Source organism: Nocardioides solisilvae (assembly GCF_003194625.1).
Lineage (GTDB): Bacteria > Actinomycetota > Actinomycetes > Propionibacteriales > Nocardioidaceae > Nocardioides > Nocardioides solisilvae.
This window is the reverse complement of record NZ_QHKX01000004.1, coordinates 92,022-110,462: the sequence shown is the minus strand read 5'-3', so window position 1 is coordinate 110,462 and position 18,441 is coordinate 92,022. Positions and strand designations below refer to the sequence as shown.

22 protein-coding genes and 4 tRNA genes are annotated in these 18,441 nt (G+C 73.5%); 11 read left to right on the top strand and 15 right to left on the bottom strand.

The window, feature by feature from the left end:
• Positions 1-34: 34 nt before the first annotated feature.
• From ruvB to pdxT, 5 genes are all read right to left on the bottom strand, one after another.
• Positions 35-1,111, bottom strand: a complete 1,077-nt coding sequence (ruvB, locus tag DNK53_RS15785) for a Holliday junction branch migration DNA helicase RuvB (protein ID WP_110183294.1) — start codon at positions 1,109-1,111, stop codon at positions 35-37.
• Position 1,112: 1 nt separating this feature from the next.
• A complete protein-coding gene (gene ruvA, locus DNK53_RS15780; RefSeq protein ID WP_110183293.1) occupies positions 1,113-1,712 on the bottom strand; it encodes a Holliday junction branch migration protein RuvA in 600 nt (199 codons plus the stop codon).
• Positions 1,709-2,278: a crossover junction endodeoxyribonuclease RuvC gene (ruvC, locus tag DNK53_RS15775; RefSeq protein WP_204163995.1), complete on the bottom strand. Its 570-nt coding sequence runs from the start codon at positions 2,276-2,278 to the stop codon at positions 1,709-1,711. Before ruvC ends, ruvA begins: the two co-directional genes overlap by 4 nt.
• Before the next feature lie 116 nt (positions 2,279-2,394).
• Complete coding sequence (locus DNK53_RS15770) at positions 2,395-3,159, bottom strand: YebC/PmpR family DNA-binding transcriptional regulator (protein ID WP_110183291.1); 765 nt, start codon at positions 3,157-3,159, stop codon at positions 2,395-2,397.
• Between the two features lie 59 nt (positions 3,160-3,218).
• Entirely contained in the window at positions 3,219-3,815 is a 597-nt protein-coding gene (gene pdxT / locus DNK53_RS15765; protein WP_110183290.1) for a pyridoxal 5'-phosphate synthase glutaminase subunit PdxT, read from the bottom strand.
• Between the two features lie 40 nt (positions 3,816-3,855).
• Here pdxT and DNK53_RS15760 point away from each other — a divergent pair, with 40 nt between their 5' ends.
• From DNK53_RS15760 to DNK53_RS15750, 3 genes are read left to right on the top strand one after another with little or no spacing between them, the layout of a single operon-like run.
• On the top strand, positions 3,856-4,734 hold the full coding sequence (locus DNK53_RS15760; RefSeq protein WP_204163978.1) for a helix-turn-helix domain-containing protein: 879 nt from the start codon (positions 3,856-3,858) through the stop codon (positions 4,732-4,734).
• Positions 4,731-5,171, top strand: coding sequence for a VOC family protein (locus DNK53_RS15755; RefSeq protein ID WP_110183288.1), 441 nt, complete (start codon positions 4,731-4,733; stop codon positions 5,169-5,171). The genes DNK53_RS15760 and DNK53_RS15755 overlap by 4 nt, the downstream gene beginning before the upstream one ends.
• Before the next feature lie 18 nt (positions 5,172-5,189).
• Positions 5,190-6,398, top strand: coding sequence for a serine hydrolase domain-containing protein (locus DNK53_RS15750; protein ID WP_110183287.1), 1,209 nt, complete (start codon positions 5,190-5,192; stop codon positions 6,396-6,398).
• Here the strand turns inward: DNK53_RS15750 and pdxS are convergent.
• From pdxS to thrS, 6 genes are all read right to left on the bottom strand, one after another.
• Positions 6,346-7,263 carry a pyridoxal 5'-phosphate synthase lyase subunit PdxS gene (gene pdxS, locus DNK53_RS15745; protein ID WP_110183286.1) on the bottom strand — a complete coding sequence of 306 codons (918 nt, stop codon included), beginning with the start codon at positions 7,261-7,263 and terminating at the stop codon, positions 6,346-6,348. The genes DNK53_RS15750 and pdxS overlap by 53 nt on opposite strands.
• A 67-nt stretch (positions 7,264-7,330) precedes the next feature.
• Positions 7,331-8,134 carry a spermidine synthase gene (locus DNK53_RS15740; protein WP_239456589.1) on the bottom strand — a complete coding sequence of 268 codons (804 nt, stop codon included), beginning with the start codon at positions 8,132-8,134 and terminating at the stop codon, positions 7,331-7,333.
• Between the two features lie 20 nt (positions 8,135-8,154).
• Positions 8,155-8,784 carry a phosphatidylinositol phosphate synthase gene (gene pgsA, locus DNK53_RS15735; protein WP_110183285.1) on the bottom strand — a complete coding sequence of 210 codons (630 nt, stop codon included), beginning with the start codon at positions 8,782-8,784 and terminating at the stop codon, positions 8,155-8,157.
• 12 nt (positions 8,785-8,796) lie between these two features.
• Positions 8,797-9,609, bottom strand: coding sequence for an inositol monophosphatase family protein (locus DNK53_RS15730; RefSeq protein ID WP_239456588.1), 813 nt, complete (start codon positions 9,607-9,609; stop codon positions 8,797-8,799).
• Positions 9,606-10,064: an HIT family protein gene (locus DNK53_RS15725; RefSeq protein ID WP_110183558.1), complete on the bottom strand. Its 459-nt coding sequence runs from the start codon at positions 10,062-10,064 to the stop codon at positions 9,606-9,608. Before DNK53_RS15725 ends, DNK53_RS15730 begins: the two co-directional genes overlap by 4 nt.
• Before the next feature lie 44 nt (positions 10,065-10,108).
• The gene (gene thrS, locus DNK53_RS15720; RefSeq protein WP_110183284.1) at positions 10,109-12,112 is read right to left on the bottom strand and encodes a threonine--tRNA ligase; all 2,004 of its coding nucleotides are present in this window, start codon (positions 12,110-12,112) and stop codon (positions 10,109-10,111) included.
• Positions 12,113-12,220: 108 nt separating this feature from the next.
• On the opposite strand from thrS, the gene yczE reads away from it, so the two are divergent.
• From yczE to DNK53_RS15705, 3 genes are read left to right on the top strand one after another with little or no spacing between them, the layout of a single operon-like run.
• Positions 12,221-12,934 carry a membrane protein YczE gene (gene yczE / locus DNK53_RS15715; protein ID WP_204163977.1) on the top strand — a complete coding sequence of 238 codons (714 nt, stop codon included), beginning with the start codon at positions 12,221-12,223 and terminating at the stop codon, positions 12,932-12,934.
• Complete coding sequence (locus tag DNK53_RS15710; protein WP_239456587.1) at positions 12,931-13,317, top strand: hypothetical protein; 387 nt, start codon at positions 12,931-12,933, stop codon at positions 13,315-13,317. The genes yczE and DNK53_RS15710 overlap by 4 nt, the downstream gene beginning before the upstream one ends.
• Positions 13,314-14,474 (top strand): phosphatase PAP2 family protein, encoded by a 1,161-nt coding sequence (locus DNK53_RS15705; protein ID WP_110183283.1) that lies wholly within the window; start codon positions 13,314-13,316, stop codon positions 14,472-14,474. The genes DNK53_RS15710 and DNK53_RS15705 overlap by 4 nt, the downstream gene beginning before the upstream one ends.
• Before the next feature lie 73 nt (positions 14,475-14,547).
• Here the strand turns inward: DNK53_RS15705 and DNK53_RS17875 are convergent, their stop codons facing one another.
• Positions 14,548-14,883 (bottom strand): molybdopterin-dependent oxidoreductase, encoded by a 336-nt coding sequence (locus DNK53_RS17875; RefSeq protein ID WP_204163976.1) that lies wholly within the window; start codon positions 14,881-14,883, stop codon positions 14,548-14,550.
• Between the two features lie 356 nt (positions 14,884-15,239).
• Here DNK53_RS17875 and DNK53_RS15695 point away from each other — a divergent pair, with 356 nt between their 5' ends.
• Entirely contained in the window at positions 15,240-15,647 is a 408-nt protein-coding gene (locus tag DNK53_RS15695; RefSeq protein ID WP_110183282.1) for a four-helix bundle copper-binding protein, read from the top strand.
• A gap of 133 nt (positions 15,648-15,780) precedes the next feature.
• Here DNK53_RS15695 and DNK53_RS15690 read toward each other — a convergent pair.
• Both DNK53_RS15690 and DNK53_RS15685 read right to left on the bottom strand, forming a co-directional pair.
• Positions 15,781-15,852, bottom strand: a tRNA-Val gene (locus tag DNK53_RS15690).
• Between the two features lie 74 nt (positions 15,853-15,926).
• The gene (locus tag DNK53_RS15685; protein WP_110183281.1) at positions 15,927-16,478 is read right to left on the bottom strand and encodes a PGPGW domain-containing protein; all 552 of its coding nucleotides are present in this window, start codon (positions 16,476-16,478) and stop codon (positions 15,927-15,929) included.
• A 138-nt stretch (positions 16,479-16,616) separates the two neighbouring features.
• Here DNK53_RS15685 and DNK53_RS15680 point away from each other — a divergent pair, with 138 nt between their 5' ends.
• Entirely contained in the window at positions 16,617-17,051 is a 435-nt protein-coding gene (locus tag DNK53_RS15680) for an SsgA family sporulation/cell division regulator (protein WP_110183280.1), read from the top strand.
• A 36-nt stretch (positions 17,052-17,087) separates the two neighbouring features.
• Here DNK53_RS15680 and DNK53_RS15675 read toward each other — a convergent pair whose 3' ends face one another.
• On the bottom strand, positions 17,088-17,909 hold the full coding sequence (locus DNK53_RS15675) for an aminotransferase class IV (protein ID WP_162599982.1): 822 nt from the start codon (positions 17,907-17,909) through the stop codon (positions 17,088-17,090).
• Between the two features lie 168 nt (positions 17,910-18,077).
• Between DNK53_RS15675 and DNK53_RS15670 the strand changes: the two genes are divergently transcribed.
• From DNK53_RS15670 to DNK53_RS15660, 3 genes are all read left to right on the top strand, one after another.
• Positions 18,078-18,150: transfer RNA gene (locus DNK53_RS15670), tRNA-Gly, on the top strand.
• Positions 18,151-18,193: 43 nt separating this feature from the next.
• A tRNA-Cys gene (locus DNK53_RS15665) sits at positions 18,194-18,267 on the top strand.
• 16 nt (positions 18,268-18,283) lie between these two features.
• Positions 18,284-18,358: transfer RNA gene (locus tag DNK53_RS15660), tRNA-Val, on the top strand.
• The last annotated feature ends 83 nt before the right edge of the window (positions 18,359-18,441 follow it).

The window sequence follows — 18,441 nt, the reverse complement described above, 5'->3', positions numbered from 1 at the left end:
CGTCGGGGGGATGCGCCGCGAGTCTACGGGTCGCCTACTCCTCGAAGAGCGGGTCGTCGGCCCCGAAGACCCCGGTGGCCGGCACCGGCAGCCCCAGGTGCTGCCAGGCGGCCGCGGTGGCCACCCGGCCCCGCGGCGTCCGGGCGAGGAAGCCGTTGCGCACGAGGAACGGCTCGGCGACCTCCTCGACCGTCTCGCGCTCCTCCCCCACGGCGACCGCGAGGGTCGAGACGCCGACGGGCCCGCCGCCGAACCGACGGCAGAGCACGTCGAGCACCGCGCGGTCCAGGCGGTCGAGCCCGAGCTCGTCGACCTCGTACAGGTCGAGGGCAGCCCGGGCGACCTCGCGGGTGAGCACCCCGTCGGCGCGCACCTGCGCGAAGTCGCGGACGCGGCGCAGCAGCCGGTTGGCGATCCGTGGGGTCCCGCGGGAGCGCGAGGCGATCTCGGCGGAGCCGCCGTCGGTCAGCCGGACGTCCAGCAGCCCGGCCGAGCGGTGCACGATCCGGTCCAGCTCGGACGGCTCGTAGTACTCCAGGTGGGCGGTGAAGCCGAACCGGTCGCGCAGGGGGCCCGGCAGGAGGCCGGCGCGCGTGGTGGCCCCGACCAGGGTGAAGGTCGGGATCTCGAGCGGGATCGCGGTGGCCCCGGGTCCCTTGCCGATGACGACGTCGACCCGGAAGTCCTCCATCGCCATGTAGAGCATCTCCTCCGCCGGTCGCGACATCCGGTGGATCTCGTCGACGAAGAGGACGTCGCCCTCGTTGACCGCGCTGAGGATCGCGGCGAGGTCGCCGGCGTGGGTGATCGCGGGGCCGCTGGTGAGCCGGAGCGGCACCGACATCTCGGCGGCCACGATCATCGCCAGGGTCGTCTTGCCAAGGCCGGGCGGGCCCGACAGCAGCACGTGGTCGGGGGCCCGGCCACGCTGCCGCGCGGCCTCCAGCACCAGGCCGAGCTGGTCGCGGACACGGGCCTGCCCCACCACCTCGTCGAGGGTGCGCGGCCGCAGGGCCGCCTCGACGGCCCGCTCGTCGCCCTCGGCCTCCGCGGCGACCAACGACCGCAGGTACGCCTCCTCGCCCGCGGCGAGCAGCTCCTCGGGATCCATCTCAGGCCTTGCTCAAGGCCTGCAGCGCGGCCCGCAGGAGCGACGCCACGTCGGGCGACTCCCCGGCCCGGTCGGCGACCGACTCGACGGCCTTCTCGGCCTCCTTGCCCGACCACCCCAGCCCGACGAGCCCCTGGAGGACCTGGTCGCGCCAGGGCGCCGCCGCGGCGGGGGCGCCCGTGGCGCGGCCGGACCCGACGGGAGCGCCGATCCGGTCGCGCAGCTCGAGGATGATCCGCTGCGCCCCCTTCTGGCCGATGCCGGGGACCCGGGTGAGGGTCTTGACGTCCTCCGCCGCCACCGCCGCGCGCAACGCGTCGGGCGACAGCACCGCGAGCATCGCCTGGGCCAGCTTGGGGCCCACGCCGCTGGCCGTCTGCACCAGCTCGAAGCACGCCTTCTCGTCGTCGTCGACGAAGCCGAAGAGCGTGAGGGAGTCCTCGCGGACGACCATGCTGGTGGGGACGGTGGCTTCCTGGCCCGGGCGGAGCGTGGCCAGGGTGCCGGGCGTGCACATGAGCTCGAGGCCGACCCCGCCGACCTCGACGACGGCCGAGGAGAGGGTGAGGGCGGCCACCCGGCCGCGGACGAAGGCGATCATGCGGGTCTCCTGGAACGGGCGGCGGCGCCCGGACGGGTGCGGCCGGTGGCGGCGCGGAGGGCGGCCGACTGGGCCTCGGCGGCCGCGGCCAGCCGGGACTGGGCGCCGCCGCGCCAGACGTGGGTGATGGCGAGCGCGAGGGCGTCCGCGGCGTCCGCGGGCCTGGGCGGGGCGTCGAGGCGCAGGATGCGGGCGACCATCAGCCCCACCTGGGCCTTGTCGGCCCGGCCGTTGCCGGAGACCGCTGCCTTCACCTCGCTCGGTGTGTGCAGCGCGACCGGGAGGCCCCGGCGCGCGGCCGCCACCAGGGCGATCCCGCTGGCCTGGGCGGTCCCCATGATCGTGCTGGAGTCGGAGCGGGCGAAGACCCGCTCCACCGCGACGGCGTCCGGGCGGTACTCGTCGAGCCAGGCGTCGATCCCGCGCTCGATGGTGACGAGCCGCTCGGCGACCGGGACCGAGGCGCTGGTACGCAGGACGTTGACGTCGACCAGCGTCAGCGGTCGACCGACTTGTCCCTCGACCAGCCCGATCCCGCACCTGGTCAGGCCGGGGTCGATCCCCAGGACACGCATCGCCACCCTCTCGTCCGAACGTGTGTTCGCACGCCACGCTAACCGGCCGCGTCCTGCGACCGCGGCAGACACGCGGGGAGGCACCCGGACGGGGGCGGGTGCGCGGCTCAACCCTCGAGCTGCGCCATGACCTCGTCGGGCACGTCGAAGTTCGCGAACACGTTCTGCACGTCGTCCAGGTCCTCCAGCGCCTCGACGAGGCGGAAGACCTTGCCCGCCGCCTCGGCGTCGACCGGGATCTCCATGCTGGGCACGAACTCGACCTCGGCGGAGTCGTAGTCGATCCCCGCCGCCTGGAGCGCGGTGCGGACCTCGACCACGTCGGTGGCCTCCGACAGCACCCGGATCGCCTCGTCGAGGTCGTTGACGTCCTCGGCGCCGGCCTCCAGGGTCGCCTCGAGGACGTCGTCCTCGCTCACCTCGCGGCTCTCCTGCGCCTTCGGGAGCATCACGACGCCCTTGCGGGTGAACAGCCGCGACACGGAGCCCGGGTCGGCCATGGTCCCGCCGTTGCGGGTGACCGCGGTGCGGACCTCCATGGCGGCGCGGTTGCGGTTGTCGGTGAGGCACTCGACGAGCAGGGCGACGCCCTGCGGGCCGTAGACCTCGTACATGATCGTCTGGTACTCGGCACCGCCCGCCTCGGCGCCGGAGCCCCGCTTGACCGCGCGGTCGATGTTGTCGTTGGGGACCGAGCTCTTCTTCGCCTTCTGGATGGCGTCGTAGAGGGTGGGGTTGCCGGCCGGGTCGCCGCCGCCCTGCCGCGCCGCGACCTCGATGTTCTTGATCAGCTTGGCGAAGAGCTTGCCGCGCTTGGCGTCGATCGCGGCCTTCTTGTGCTTGGTCGTTGCCCACTTGGAGTGGCCAGACATGGAGTCCCTCTATCAGTCTCGGAAACGGCTTGTCGGGTGCAGCGTGCGGAGCGTGGCCGTCACGCCGAGCGCACCAGGTCCACGAACATGCCGTGCACCCGGTCGTCGCCGCCGACCTCGGGGTGGAACGAGGTCGCCATCAGGGGGCCTTGACGGACCGCCACGATCCTACCCACGGCCGGGCCCGTCGCGACCCGGGCCAGCACCTCGACGTCGTCGTCGACCTGCTCGACCCAGGGTGCCCGGATGAAGACCGCCCGCACCGGGTCGGCCAGGCCGGTCACCCGCAGGTCCTCCTCGAAGGAGTCGACCTGGCGGCCGAACGCGTTGCGGCGCACGGTGACGTGGAGCCCGCCCACCGTCTCCTGCCCGGTCGCCGCGTCCTCGACGCGGTCGGCGAGCAGGATCATCCCGGCGCAGGTGCCGAGCACCGGCAGGCCTGCGCGCACGGCCTCGCGCAGCGGTGCGAGCAGCTCGAAGGTCGCCGCGAGCTTGACCATCGTCGTCGACTCCCCGCCCGGCAGCACGAGCGCGTCGCACGCCGCCAGCTCGGCCACGCGGCGTACCGGGACCGCCGCCGCCCCGACGGAGCGGAGGGCAGCGAGGTGCTCGCGCACGTCGCCCTGCAGGGCGAGCACGCCGACGGTGGTGGTCACGGAGGGGGATCCTAGGCCGGGGTGCGGCAGACTGGGTCGTGTGGGACGCGCAGGCGGGCAGCCCCCTGCCGCACCGGTGCCGGTGCGGCTGCGTCCGCACGTGTCGGCGATGTTCGGCTACCGGGCCCACGGGCTGGAGCCCGGCGTCCACCGTGGCCTCCCCTCGCCCGGCCTGACCCTCGTCCTCAGCCTGGGGCGGCCGCTGGTCACCGCACCGGACGCACGGGCGTGGGACGCGGGCGTGCGGGACCGGCAGTGGGTCAGCCTCGGCGGCCTGCACACCGAGGCCGCGATGGTGGAGAACCCGGGGTGGTGGGCCGGCGTCCAGCTGACGCTGCACCCGCTCGGGCTGAGACGGCTGCTGGGCGTGCCGGCCGCCGACCTGCCGGTGGGCAGCTGGGACGCCGCCGACCTGCTGGGCGGCGAGGTCGACCGGGTCGCCGAGGAGCTGGGAGCCGCGCGCTGCTGGTCCGCCCGGTACGCCGTGGTGCACGCGTTCCTGGCCCGGCTGCAGGAGCGCGCCGGGAGGGCGGCCGAGCCGCCCCCGCCCCGCCCCGAGGTCCGCCAGGCGTGGCGCCTGCTCACCGCCGGCACCCCGCCCACGGTCGACGAGGTGGCCCGGGAGGTGGGGTACAGCCGGCGTCGCCTCGGCGAGCTCTTCGCCGCCGAGGTCGGCCACGGCCCCAAGACCGTGCAGCGCCTGGCCCGGTTCGACGCCGCCCGGCGCGCCGTGCCGCTCGCCGCGGCCCGCGGGGCCCCGCTCGCGACCGTGGCCGCGGCGGCCGGCTACTGCGACCAGTCCCACCTCGTCCGCGAGTTCCGGCAGTACGCCGGCCTCTCCCCCACCCGCTGGCTGGCCGCGGAGCTCCCGAATGTCCAAGCCCCCGCGGGCCCGGCTGCGCCACCGTGGGACGCATGACGCCCACACCCGCCCCCTCGCCCTCCCCGTCCCCCCGGCCCACCGTCTGGCCCGCCTTCCAGGCCCGCGACCCCGACCTCCTCGTCCGGCTGCTGGTCGCGCTCGGCTTCGAGGAGACCGCCACGTACCGCGACGAGGAAGGACGCGTGGAGCACGCCCAGCTCGACTGGCCCGAGGGTGGGGGCGTGATGCTCGGCCGGCACAAGCCCGAGGGTCTGTTCACCCAGCAGCCGGGCACGACCGCGGCGTACGTGGTGACGTCCGACGTCGAGGGGGTCCACTCCCGCGCCGTCGCGGCCGGCCTCGACGCCGGCCCGGTCGAGGAGAAGCCGTACGGCGGCAGCGACTTCCGCCTCACTGACCCCGAGGGCAACCAGTGGTCGTTCGGCTCCTACCCCGGCGAGCCGCGGCGGGACTCCGGGAGCACCGGCACCTGACGGCCCTAGGGTGCGGCCATGGCATCCCCCCGGTCCCGCGTCCGCTCCCTCCTCCCGGCTCCGGCCCTGGCGCTCGCGCTGCTGGTCGCCGCGGTGCCCGGCACCCCCGCCGCCCCCGCCGCCCCCGCCGGGCCCGCCGCGCCCGCCGGGGCCGGCGGCTCGGGCCGGCCCGGCGAGCAGCTCGTCGAGGGCTGGCCGGTGCGCACGCCCGTCCGAGCCGGGCTGCGCGGTCGGGCGCTGGTCCGAGGCGCGGAGGTGGCCGAGGCGAAGCGGTCGACGTGCTTCGCCGTGACCCGCCGCGGTCGGCTCGTGCGCGACTGGAGCTGGGGGCTGTCCCGGGAGACGCCCCGTCCGGTCTTCTCGGTGACCAAGTCCGTCACCAGCACGCTCGTCGGCATCGCCGTGCGGGACGGCGACCTGCGGCTCGACGACCCGGTCGCGACCTGGGTGCCCCAGTGGCGGGACACCCCGTCGGAGACGGTCACCGTGCGGCACCTGCTCGCAGGGGACAGCGGCCGGTACTGGTCGCTCGCCTCCGACTACCGCGACCTGCTCGCCGCCGTCGACCGCACGGCGTACGCCGTCGGGCTGGGGCAGCAGCACGCGCCCGGCAGCGCCTGGGCCTACAACAACGCCGCGATCGCGGTGCTGGAGGCAGTGCTGGAGCGGGCGACCGGGACCCCGGTGGCGCGGTTCGCCCGCACCCGCCTGTTCCGCCCGCTCGGCATGCGCCGCACCACCTTCGTCACCGACCGCACCGACAGCCCCACGAACTTCTACGGCGTGCGGAGCACCTGCCTCGACCTGGCGCGGCTCGCCGACCTCTACCTCGGCCGGGGCCGGGTGGGAGGCCGGCGCCTGCTGGACCGGTCCTTCGTCACGCAGGCCGTCGGCCGCCCGTCCACGCCGCACAACGCGGCGTACGGCCTCCTGTGGTGGCTCAACCGGACCGGTCCGCTCCGGGGCGTGGCCGATCCCGTCGACGCACTGGGGCAGCCGCTGAGTCCCGTGACGGGGCAGCTCGCCCCGGGCGAGCCCCAGAGCCTGTTCGCCGCGGTGGGCGCAGGCGGCCAGGTGGTGCTGGCGGATCCCACCAGCGGCACCGTCGTGGTCCGCCTCGGCGCCCCCGCGGCCGAGGGCGCGGAGCCCTACGCCGTGGCCGACGCCGCGGCGGTCACCAGCCGCGCTCTGCGAGCCGGTGGGGCTGCGGGATCTCGTCGACGTTGATCCCGACCATCGCCTCGCCGAGGCCGCGGGAGACCTTCGCGACCACGTCGGGGTCGTCGTAGAACGTCGTGGCCTTGACGATCGCCTCCGCCCGCTGGGCGGGGTTCCCGGACTTGAAGATCCCGGACCCGACGAAGACGCCCTGCGCGCCGAGCTGCATCATCATCGCGGCGTCCGCCGGCGTCGCGATGCCGCCGGCCGTGAAGAGCACGACCGGCAGGGTGCCGGTCTCGGCGACCTCCTTGACCAGGTCGTACGGCGCCTGCAGCTCCTTGGCCGCCACGTAGAGCTCGTCGGCCTCCAGCGTGGCGAGCCGGCGCAGCTCGCCGCCGATGGTCCGCATGTGGGTCACCGCGTTGGAGACGTCGCCCGTGCCGGCCTCGCCCTTGGAGCGGATCATCGCCGCGCCCTCGGTGATCCGGCGCAGCGCCTCGCCCAGGTTGGTCGCGCCGCAGACGAAGGGGACGGTGAACCGCCACTTGTCGATGTGGTGGGCGTAGTCGGCGGGGGTGAGCACCTCGGACTCGTCGATGTAGTCGACGCCGAGGCTCTGCAGCACCTGGGCCTCGGCGAAGTGGCCGATCCGCGCCTTGGCCATCACCGGGATCGACACGGCCTCCTTGATCCCCTCGATCATGTCGGGGTCGCTCATCCGGGAGACCCCGCCCTGGGCCCGGATGTCGGCGGGCACCCGCTCGAGGGCCATGACGGCGACCGCGCCGGCGTCCTCCGCGATCCGCGCCTGCTCGGGCGTGACGACGTCCATGATCACGCCGCCCTTCAGCATCTCGGCCATGCCCCGCTTCACGCGGGTGGTGCCGGTGGTGGCCGTCTCGACGCTGTTCGCGTCCCTCTGCTCGCTCATGCCTCGATCCTAGGCCCCGCGTTGACGTCCGGTCAGCGCGGGCGCGTCGCTGGACTCAGGCGGGGACTCAGGCGGGGTCGGGGCGCGGGGAGGGCTCCGTGTCGGCGTCGGTGAAGGGCCGGCCCCCGCCGAACGAGTCGGCGACCCGGGCCCCCTCGACGGACCGGAACTCGCTCGGACGCGAGCGCACGAAGGCGGTCACCCGGTCGACCACCTCGGCCCGGGTCGAGGCGACCACCAGCACGTTGCCGGCCCGCCGGCCGCGCTGGGTCGCGGGCTCGAGGTGCACCGACGCGGCCCCGAGCACCGTCCGCAGCGCGGCCAGCACGCGCCGGGTCCAGACGAACGGCGCCCGGTCGGCGAGGTTGAGCAGGAGCAGGCCGTCGGGCGCCAGCACCCGCGCCACCTCGGCGAACGCCTCGACGGTGACGAGGTCGCCGGGCACCCGACCCTGCGCGAACGCGTCGACCAGGACCACGTCGACGGCGCCCTCCCGCAGCCCCGCCAGGCCGGTGCGGCCGTCCAGCGGACGCACCTTGATCCCGCTCCGGGGCGGCAGCGGGAGCTCCCGCCGCACCAGGGCGGTGAGCTCCTCGTCGGGCTCCAGGACCACCTGCGCCGACCGGGGCCGGGTGTGGGCGACGTACCGGGGCAGCGTGAGGCCGGCGCCGCCGACGTGGACGACCCGCACCGGCCGCCCCGGTTCCGCGACGGCGTCGAGCGCGTCGCCCAGCCGGCGCACGTAGTCGAACGCCAGGAACCCGGGGTCGTCGAGGTCCACGTAGGACTGCGCCTGGCCGTCGAGCCTCAGCACCAGCGCCGATCGGCGCTCGGTCGGGACGATCGCGGCGCCGCCGAGGGGCTCCTCCACGCGGGGCTCCTGCACGCGGGTCAGGGCGCTTCCGGGGCACCCGTCGCGGCCAGGGCCTGCCGGCGCACGCCCAGGATCCGCTGGAGCACGGTCACGGTGCTGAGCGCGCCGAGCAGCGCGAGCCCCCACGCGAAGACCAGCGGCTCGCCCGCGACCTCGGCGGCGATCGCCGAGAGGCCCAGCAGCACCAGCCGGTCCGCCCGTTCCATGATCCCGACGCGCGCGGTGAAGCCGACCGACTCGGCACGGGCCCGGGCGTAGGAGGTGACGACGCCGGTGACCAGGCACCACAGGGCGGTCGCCTGGCCCAGCCCGGAGTCCCCCGGGCCGGCGAAGTAGAGCATCACGGATCCGAAGACGACCGCGTCCGCGACCCGGTCCAGGGTGGAGTCGAGGAAGGCGCCGAAGGGGCTGGTGCGGCCGCTGAGCCGGGCCATCGTCCCGTCGAGCAGGTCGAAGAGGGCGAAGACGGTGACGAGCACCAGGGCGGTCATCAGCTCCCCCCGTGGCGCGAACCAGAGCGCCGAGGCACACGTGCAGATCGTGCCGAAGACGGTGATCGCGTCGGGGCCCAGCCCGAGGCGGAGCAGCAGGCGGGCGACGGGCGCGATGAGGACCTTCGTGACGAGGCCCCGGATGTGTTCGAGCATGGCGGGAGCAGGCTACCGCCCGGTGAGGGCCGCGCAGACCTCGGACACCGCGGTGGGGACCCCGGCGACGTACCACTCGACCCCCGCGGCCTCGAGCCGCTCGGTGCGGCCGCCCACCGACCGGACCAGGGCGGCGCCCGGCAGCTCGTCCCACGGCGGCACGCTGTGCTGGCAGAGCACGTGCAGGCGGCCGGTGGCCACCGCCACGGCGTCCATCGTCCCCGAGCCCAGCATCCGCACGGTCGCGGCACCGTTGGCCATCCGTCCGAACGCCTCCCCGACCGGCCCGCCGAAGAACGGGGGGTGCAGGTAGGTGGTGAGGCAGGAGGCGGCCAGCGGCCGGTCCGCCAGGGGCGCGAGCCGGCGGCCGTCGACGGTGGCGGGCAGGTCGGGTCCCCCGACCCAGGTCGTCGCCCCGGCGGCGTGGTGGACGGCTCCGAGCACGAGCCCGTCCCCGTGCCGACGGTCGTCCCGCAGCGCCAGGGCCGAGCACCACCAGTCCAGGCCGGCCGCGAAGTTGTAGGTCCCGTCCACCGGGTCGATCACCCAGGTGCGACCGCTCGACCCCCGGTGGTCGGTGCCCTCCTCCCCCACGACCGAGTCCTCGGGGCGCAGCCGGCGCAGGGTCTCGACCACGAGCCTCTCGGCGGCGTGGTCGGCGGCTGTCACCACGTCGGAGACCGACGTCTTCTCCTGCACCTCCACCCCTTCGGCGCGCATGGCGGCCGCAAGGGTCGCGGCCTCGCGCACCAGGCGAGCCGCGAGGGCGGCGTCGTCCAGCGCCTCCAGCCCGGCGTCCGGCACACCGCCCGAGTCGGGGCTCACCCCTCCCACGCCTCGGCGAGCAGGTCGCGGGTGTCGGCCAGCAGCTGGGGCACCGTCTTGGTGCCGCCGACCACGGTGATGAAGTTGGCGTCGCCGGTCCAGCGCGGGACGACGTGCTGGTGCAGGTGGTCGGCCAGCGAGCCGCCGGCGGAGCGCCCCAGGTTGAGCCCGATGTTGAAGGCGTGCGGCTCGCTCACTGAGCGGATCGTCCGGATCGCCTGCTGGGTCATCGCCATCAGGTCGGCGGACTCCTCGGGGGTGAGCTCCTCGAGCCCGGCCACGTGCCGGTAGGGCACCACCATGAGGTGGCCGGGGTTGTAGGGGTGCAGGTTGAGCACGGCGTACGTCGTGGCGGCGCGCGCCACGACCAGCCCCTCGTCGCCCGGCAGGTCGGGGATCGTGCAGAACGGGCACCCGCCCTCGCCGTCGGGGACGGCGGGGCGGATGTAGGCCATCCGGTGCGGCGTCCAGATCCGCTCCAGCCCGTCGGCCACGTCGCTCAGACCTGCTCGCGCGAGGCCACGGCGGCGACGACCCGCTCGATCGCCTCGTCGAGCGGCACCCCGTTGTCCTGGCGGCCGTCGCGGTAGCGGAACGACACGGCGCCGGCCTCGACGTCCTGGTCGCCCGCGATCAGCATGAAGGGCACCTTCTGGAGCTGGGCGTTGCGGATCTTCTTCTGCATCCGGTCGTCGGAGTCGTCCACCTCGACGCGCAGCCCCAGCGTCCTCATCCGACGCGCGACGTCGAAGAGGTAGTCGTGGTGGCGCTCGGCGATCGGGATCGCCTCGACCTGCACCGGGGCGAGCCAGGGCGGGAAGGCGCCGGCGTAGTGCTCGGTGAGGACGCCGAGGAAGCGCTCGATCGACCCGAACTTGGCCGAGTGGATCATCACCGGCTGCTGGCGCGAGCCGTCGGCGGCGACGTACTCCAGGTTGAAGCGGTCGGGCGACGGCTGGTTGAAGTCGTACTGGACCGTGCCCATCTGCCAGGTGCGGCCGATGGCGTCGCGCGCCTGCACCGAGATCTTGGGGCCGTAGTACGCCGCCCCGCCCGGGTCGGGGACCAGCTCGAGGCCGGTGCTGGTCGCGACGTCCTCGAGGACCTTCGTCGCGGTCGCCCAGTCCTCGTCGGAGCCGATGAACTTGTCCTTGGCCGCGTCGCGGGTGGAGAGCTCGAGGTAGAAGTCGTCCAGCCCGAAGTCGCGCAGCACGCTGAGCATGAACTCCAGGAGGTGGCGCACCTCGTCGGGGGCTTGCTCGGGAGTGCAGTAGGAGTGCGAGTCGTCCTGGGCGAAGCCGCGCACCCGGGTGAGGCCGTGGACGACGCCCGACTTCTCGTGCCGGTAGACGCTGCCGAACTCGAAGAGGCGCAGCGGCAGCTCGCGGTAGGAGCGTTGCCGCGACCGGAAGATCAGGTTGTGCATCGGGCAGTTCATCGCCTTGAGGCGGTAGTCCATGCCGTCGACGTCGAGCGCGGGGAACATCCCCTCGCCGTAGTAGGGCAGGTGGCCCGAGGTGTGGAAGAGCCCCTCCTTGGCGATGTGGGGGGTGCCGACGTAGTCGAAGCCCTCCTCGATGTGCCGCTGGCGGACGTAGTCCTCCATCGCCCGCTTGATCACCCCGCCCTTGGGGTGGAAGACCGGAAGGCCCGACCCGATCTCGTCGGGGAAGCTGAAGAGGTCGAGGTCGCGGCCCAGCTTGCGGTGGTCGCGCCGCTCGGCCTCCTCGATCCGGTGCAGGTGCGCCTCGAGCGCCTCCTTGGACTCCCAGGCGGTGCCGTAGATCCGCTGCAGCTGCTTGTTCTTCTCGTCGCCGCGCCAGTAGGCCGCCGCCGAGCGCATCAGCTTGAACGCCGGGATCCGCTTGGTGGTCGGCAGGTGGGGGCCGCGGCACAGGTCGGACCACGCCACGTCGCCGTTGCGCCGGACGTTGTCGTAGATGGTCAGCTCTCCGGCGCCGACCTCGACCGACGCTCCCTCGGCCACCTCGGCGGTCGAGCCCGTCGAGGCCATGCCGCCCTTGAGGCCGATGAGCTCGATCTTGTAGGGCTCGTCCTGCAGCTCGTCGAGCGCGGCGGCGTCGGTGGTGACCCGGCGCTCGAAGCGCTGCCCCTCCTTGACGATCTTGCGCATGGCGGTCTCGATCTTCGCCAGGTCCTCGGGGACGAACGGGGTCTCGACGTCGAAGTCGTAGTAGAAGCCGTTCTCCACCGGCGGGCCGATGCCGAGCCTCGCCTCGGGGAAGAGCTGCTGGACGGCCTGTGCCATCACGTGGGCGGTGGAGTGACGGAGGATGTCGCGGCCGTCGGGGCTGTCGATCGCGACCGACTCGACCTCGTCGCCGTCGGCGAGCACGGTCGACAGGTCCTTGAGCTCGCCGCCGACCCGCGCCGCCACGACCTCGGTGTCGTCGGCGAAGAGCTCCCACGCCTTGGTGCCCGTGGCCGTCGTCCGCTCCTCGCGCTCTCCGGCGTGGACGCGGACGACCTTGATCTCGGGCACGGGTGACTCCTGGTGTCGACGGGGTGGGACCTCGGCCGATGCTATCGGGCCTCCCCGTCCGCCCCACCGCGCGAGGGTGTGGGGCAGGACGGGGGCCATGATGGGCCGGTGACCCCCTCGTCCCGCCGCACACGCGTCCCCCCGACCCCCGGGCGCCCGGGGCTGCTGGCGCTCGGGCCGGTCGAGCAGCTGCGCGCCGGCCGGCTGGGGCGGCGGCTCGTCCAGCTGCTGGTGGGCCTGCTCCTGTACGGCGCCTCCTTGGCGATGCTCGTGCGGGGGACGCTGGGGCTGGCCCCGTGGGACGTGCTCCACTCCGGCCTGGTCCGGCACCTCCCGGTGACGCTGGGCCAGATGGTGGTGCTGGCGAGCGTCGTCGTGCTCCTGCTGTGGATCCCGCTGCGGGAGCGGCCCGGCCTCGGCACCCTCGCCAACGCGGTGCTGGTGGGTGTCGCGCTGGACCTCACCCTCGCCGTCCTGGCGGAGCCCTCCTCGACGGCGGCGCGGATCGGGCTGGTGGTGGGCGCGGTGCTGCTCAACGGGGTCGCCACGGCGCTCTACATCGGGGCGCAGCTGGGGCCGGGCCCGCGCGACGGGCTGATGACCGGCCTGGCCCGGCGTACCGGTCTCTCCCTCCGGCTGGTGCGCACCTGCCTCGAGGTCGCGGTCGTCGTCGCGGGGGTGCTCCTGGGCGGGACGCTGGGGGTCGCCACGGTGCTCTACGCGCTCGCCATCGGACCGGTGGCCCAGGCCGCCCTCCCCCACGTCCTTGTTAACCTGCGCCCTGTGGGCCACCCCCACGGACAGAGCCCGGAGGAAGCGTGAGCAGCGACAAGCCGCTGGTGGAGCAGGACGGCAGCGCCCCGCTGGCGCGACCCGCTGGGCGGAGGGACCGGCACCTGCTGGACCTCAGCGCCCCGCGGCCCCCGCGCGACCACTCCGCCGAGGCGCGCAGCCTCGGGCGGGTGCAGCGCTGGGTGCTCTCCACGCTGGCGGTCACCACGATCCTGCACCTCTCGCTCGGGCTGGTGGTCGCCGCGGCCTACGTGCCCGAGACCTCCGGCAAGGTCGTGCTCTGCGTCATCGCCGGCGCCTTCGGCGTCATCGCCGTCATCGCCGGGCTCGTGATCCACGGCCGCCGCCCCCTCACCCCGTGGCTGCTCCTGGGCCTGCTGCCCACGCTCGTCGGGCTGCTGGTCGTCCTGTGAGCGCAGACGCACCGGCCCAGGCGCCTTCCGGGACGGTCCCCGCCGCCCGTCCGCGGCGGGGCGGCGACTGGCGACGCAACTGGCTCTTCCTGGTCGTGAACGCCCTCGTCATCGGGGTGGCCGCCGTGGTGGCGAGCCGGTGGCTGGACCGCCCCATCGCCGATCCCGAGGGCAGCTTCCTGGGTCCGTCCTGGGTCCGCCTGCCGGTCCTCTGCGGGGCGGCGATCGTGCTCGACCTGCTCCCGCGGGCGCTGTGGCAGGGACGGTTGCACCCGAGGCGCACGGTGACGGCGGCCAGGGATCGGCTCCGTTCCCACTGGACGCCGGCGCGGCTCCAGCTCGTGGTGGTCGGCATCTCCTGCTTCTACGTCATCTACGTCAGCTACCGGAACCTCAAGTCGCTGCTCCCGATGATCCGCGACGTCAAGTACGACCGCCCGCTGCGGGTGCTCGACCGGGCCATGTTCGGCGGAGAGGACCCCGCGACGGTCCTGCACCGGCTGATGGGGACGGAGATCTCGGCCCAGGTGCTGTCGGCGATCTACCTCATCTACATCCCCCTCGTCGCGGTCTTCGTCACCGTGTGGCTCGTCTGGTCGAAGAACATCGGCTACGGCTGGTGGTTCGTCACCGCGCAGGGCATCGCCTGGACCCTGGGCACCGTCTCCTACTACGCGCTGCCGACGCTGGGCCCCGGGATCATGTACCCGCACCTCGTGACGGACCTGACCCACACGGGCGTCACCGACCTGATGGATGCGCTGGTCTACGCCCGCCAGGGCTTCCTGTGGACCGACGCCGACTACCAGGGGGTCGCCGGCTTCGCCAGCCTGCACACGGCGATCGCGCTGCTCTGGGCGCTGATGGCGCAGTACACGGTGCGCAGCCGGGCCGTGCGGGTCACGCTCTGGGTCAACTTCGTCCTCACGGTCCTGGCCACCATCTACTTCGGCTGGCACTACGTCGCCGACGACATCGGCGGCGCCGCCCTCGCCCTCTTCTCGTTCTGGCTCGGCGGCGTCGTCACCGGTCACCGGTTCCGGCCCGGGCGGCTGGGTGAGCGCCCGGACGCGGTGGACCAAGCCACTCCCGTGGGCGCGGGCCACAGGGCAGGCACGGCGGACCCCGTGGACGAGGCCGACCGCGTGACGTCCTGACCACCGGCACGCACGCACCGGGGTCCGGGCCACCACCCGACGTCACCCCTTGACATTAGTTCGAGTCGCGTCCTCATGGGGAGATGACCCTGGTCCTCGGTGTCGACTGGGTGTTGCCGTCCATGTGGTTGGTGCCGATTCCACTGTGCCCGATCAACCCCAGGGTGTAGTACTCCCCCAGGAACATCTGGCCGGTGGTGCAAAACCCGACCGATCTGGGCCCGTGCTCCTCGAGCAGCTGCTTCGTCGGCCCGGCAACCGCGTCCACGGCGGTGTCCCAGTCGGTCTCGACCAGCTCCCCGTCGCGGCGGACCAGAGGTCGGGTGAGCCGGTCGGGCGAGTGGTTGGCCTGCCACCCAAAAGGCGTCCTTCGGGTCCAGCCTTCCGTGGTTGACCCGGTCCACCGCACGGCCCCGGACCCCGCCGATCCGGTCGTCCTTGACCGCGATGTCGATGCCGTCCCCGTTGGAGTGCAGGATCGAGGCCGACTGCACCCAGCGGTCCACGGCATCGGGTCGGACCCCTCCATCACCCCTGGTCGGCCACTGCTCCCCCGAGGCATACGGAGTCCTGCTCCCCCACGGCTGGGCGATGCGGTCGCGTGTCCAAATCCGTCTTCGTGCCTTCACGACAGTGGCGCAAAACGCAGCGGCCTTCGAGGTAGCGGCACCACGGAACGCGTACGTCGTCCGACGACCGGGTACAGGGCTCCTCGAGGGCGAGATCGCCCCCACTGCCGACACCGGACCCCACGGGAGGCACGCCGTGACCCATCGCATCACCGCCATGCTCGAGTCCCACCCCGCCTCCATCGGCCTCGAGACCGAGGCCCTGACCGAGTGCCTGGCCGCCTGCTTCGAGTGCGCCCAGACCTGCTCCGCCTGTGCCGACGCCTGCCTGAGCGAGGAGATGGTCGCCGACCTCCGCGGGTGCATCCGCACCAACCTCGATTGCGCCGACATCTGTGACGCCACGGGTCGCGTGCTGTCCCGTCACACCGCGTACGACGCGACCATCACCCGCGCGATCCTCCAAGCCTGCGCCCAGGCCTGCCGCTCGTGCGGCGACGAGTGCGCCTCCCACGCCGACATGCACGAGCACTGCCGCGTCTGTGCCGAGGCGTGCCGCCGCTGCGAGGACGCGTGCCACCGGTTGCTCGAGACGATCGACTGAAGCGGCCGAGGCGCGGGCGCGCCGGCACAGACCCGTGACATGCGCAGGTCGGCACCCCGGGTGATCTGAGACCGGGGCGACGAAGACGGCCCCCGACCCGGGTTCCCCAGGTCAGAGGCGGTCTTGGAAGCGGTGGGCGATACTGGGTTCGAACCAGTGACCTCTTCGGTGTGAACGAAGCGCGCTACCACTGCGCCAATCGCCCGCGTGGTGCGGCGGAAACACTAGCGCATGCCCGGGGGCGATTCACATTCGCCCCGGCAGACCACCGGAGACGGGTCACATGCCCGGCAGCTCGGGGACGACGCCCGAGATCTCCTGCACCCAGTTCCACCCGTCGACGGCCAGCTCGGGCCACCCGAAGGCCCACAGGTACCAGGAGACGCCCGCGGCGACGACCACGACGCCCAGCAGCGCCCAGCCGATCCGGCGGCGGCGCACCGCGGGGTCCATCTCGCGCGCCTTCTGGGCCGCGTCGTGGGCGTAGGACCGGAGCCGGTCGACCCAGCGGTCGGCCCAGTCCCACTCGGTGGAGAGGATGCCGAGACCCACGAGGATCGCGACGATGCCGGGGCCCGGCGCGACCATCATGACGAGGCCGGCGACGATGACGAGCGCACCGACGCAGGTGACGACCACCTTGGTGACCAGGCCGGTGACCGGGTTGGCGTGCGCCCGCGCGTGCCAGCGCCTCAGCCAGTGGGGGCCGTAGTCGAGCTCGGGCGCGTGCACGCCCTCCTCCACGGAGGTGCCGCCTCCCGGACTGCGGTCGCCCGACCCCGGGGGGTCCGAGGGGTCCTCGACCGGACCGTCCGACAGGTTCTCGCTCACCGCGTCAGCCTATCGGGCAGCGCACACCTGACCCGTTGTGACTACTCGGAAACTTCATCGATATAAATCTTGACGTTTCGTCCCCAACGGTGCTTGCCAGGTGCGTTACTACTGCCACAGAGAGCAGTGGAGGAAGACATGGCGAGCAAGTACGACCGTCGGGTGGCTGGCGCAGTCGAGCAGGAGATCACGATGCAGTGCGTCGACTCCCTGGGCCGCGGCCACGATCTCGAGACCGTCTTCTCCTACCGCGAGGACGACCCCTTCGCGGTGACGATCACCTTCCTCACCCACGAGGGCGAGCTCCCCTGGACCTTCAGCCGCGAGCTGATCGCCGAGGGGCTGTCGACCCCGACCGGCGAGGGCGACGTGCACGTCCTGCCCAGCCGCGACGAGCACGGCCGCGACGTCGTCGTCGTCGAGCTCAGCTCCCCCGACGGCCACCTGGTCACCCGCGCCGCCGCGCGGGAGGTCCGCCGCTTCGTCCGCCGCTCGTTCAACGTGGTCCCCGCCGGCGAGGAGTCGCAGTTCCTGCGCCTCGACAGCGTGATCAGCCAGCTGCTGGCCGGCTGAACCCACCGACGCCCCCGCCGGACTGTCCCGCCAGGCCTACGGGTCGACGTCGGCCGCCTCCCGCTCCGCCCATCTGGCGGCGACCTCCGCGGTGACCGGTCCCGGCGCGGGCAGCTCGCGGCCGTCCCACCGGTCGACGCCCTGGACGTCGCGGGTGGTGGAGACGAGGAAGACCTCGCTCGCCCTGCCGACCACCTCGATCGGCTCGTCGACCTCGCGGGCTCCGTACCACTCCAGGACCAGTGCCCGGGTCACCCCCGCGAGGCACCCCGAGGCGAGCGTGGGCGTGCGCAGCTCGCCGTCCACGACGTAGAAGACGTTGGAGCCGGTGCCCTCGCACAGGTGACCAGCCAGGTTGGCGAAGACCGCCTCGGTGGCGCCCCGCTCGCGGGCGTGGGCGAGCGCGACGACGTTCTCGGCGTACGACGTGGTCTTGAGGCCGGCGATCGCCCCGCGCTCGTTGCGCGGCCAGGGCACGGTGACCACCCGCGTCGTCTCGGGAGCCGGCTCCATCGGGGCGGCGACCACGGCCAGGGTGGGACGTCCGTGCCCACGCCCGCTGCCCAGGGGCGCGGGGCCGGCCGTGTAGGTGACACGCACCCGACCCAGCGCGAGGTGCTCGGCGGCGAGGACGGCGGCGACCGCCTCGCGCACGCGCGCCTCGTCGACGGGGGGCAGGCCGAGCCCCTCGGCCGACCGCACGAGACGGTCGAGGTGACGGGTCAGGGCGAAGGGCCGGCCGTCCACGACCTTCACCGCCTCGAAGACCCCGTCGCCCACGGTGAAGCCGTGGTCGGTGACCCCCAGGGCGGGGCCCTCGGGGTCGTCCAACAGGTGGCCGTCGATCCAGGTGCGCATGGGTCGCACTCTAGGTCGCCCCGCGGCCGGCCGGGCGTCGCCGGAGCCCCTCGGGACACTCCCGCCACACCGTCGCGACACCCTGGGGACCCCCCGGTTTTGGCACGCCCGCGACGATCGGCTACTGTTCTGCTCGCACGAACGGCCGGGGAACGGCCGGGAACGCATGCGGACATAGCTCAGTTGGTAGAGCGCAACCTTGCCAAGGTTGAGGTCGCGAGTTCGAGTCTCGTTGTCCGCTCGGAGAGGTCTTTCCACCGGTCCTTCCATGGAGGGCCTCACGCGGTGGGTTGGCCGAGAGGCGAGGCAACGGACTGCAAATCCGTGTACACGGGTTCAAATCCCGTACCCACCTCCATCACAATTCAAGACCTGGGCGATTGGCGCAGCGGTAGCGCGCTTCCTTGACACGGAAGAGGTCACTGGTTCAAACCCAGTATCGCCCACCAGCACCGAAGGCCCCCGGCTCGCGACACGCGACCGGGGGCCTTCGTCGTACCCACCTCCCACCCAACCCGGGTCTCGGGGCCGG

Coding starts and splice junctions, on each gene's coding strand:
- ruvB (WP_110183294.1), bottom strand. CDS start 1,111: ATGGATCCCGAGGAGCTGCTCGCCGCGGGCGAGGAGGCGTACCTGCGG.
- ruvA (WP_110183293.1), bottom strand. CDS start 1,712: ATGATCGCCTTCGTCCGCGGCCGGGTGGCCGCCCTCACCCTCTCCTCG.
- DNK53_RS15770 (WP_110183291.1), bottom strand. CDS start 3,159: ATGTCTGGCCACTCCAAGTGGGCAACGACCAAGCACAAGAAGGCCGCG.
- DNK53_RS15755 (WP_110183288.1), top strand. CDS start 4,731: ATGACGCCCACACCCGCCCCCTCGCCCTCCCCGTCCCCCCGGCCCACC.
- DNK53_RS15750 (WP_110183287.1), top strand. CDS start 5,190: ATGGCATCCCCCCGGTCCCGCGTCCGCTCCCTCCTCCCGGCTCCGGCC.
- pdxS (WP_110183286.1), bottom strand. CDS start 7,263: ATGAGCGAGCAGAGGGACGCGAACAGCGTCGAGACGGCCACCACCGGC.
- pgsA (WP_110183285.1), bottom strand. CDS start 8,784: ATGCTCGAACACATCCGGGGCCTCGTCACGAAGGTCCTCATCGCGCCC.
- DNK53_RS15725 (WP_110183558.1), bottom strand. CDS start 10,064: ATGGCCTACATCCGCCCCGCCGTCCCCGACGGCGAGGGCGGGTGCCCG.
- DNK53_RS15680 (WP_110183280.1), top strand. CDS start 16,617: ATGGCGAGCAAGTACGACCGTCGGGTGGCTGGCGCAGTCGAGCAGGAG.
- DNK53_RS15675 (WP_162599982.1), bottom strand. CDS start 17,909: ATGCGCACCTGGATCGACGGCCACCTGTTGGACGACCCCGAGGGCCCC.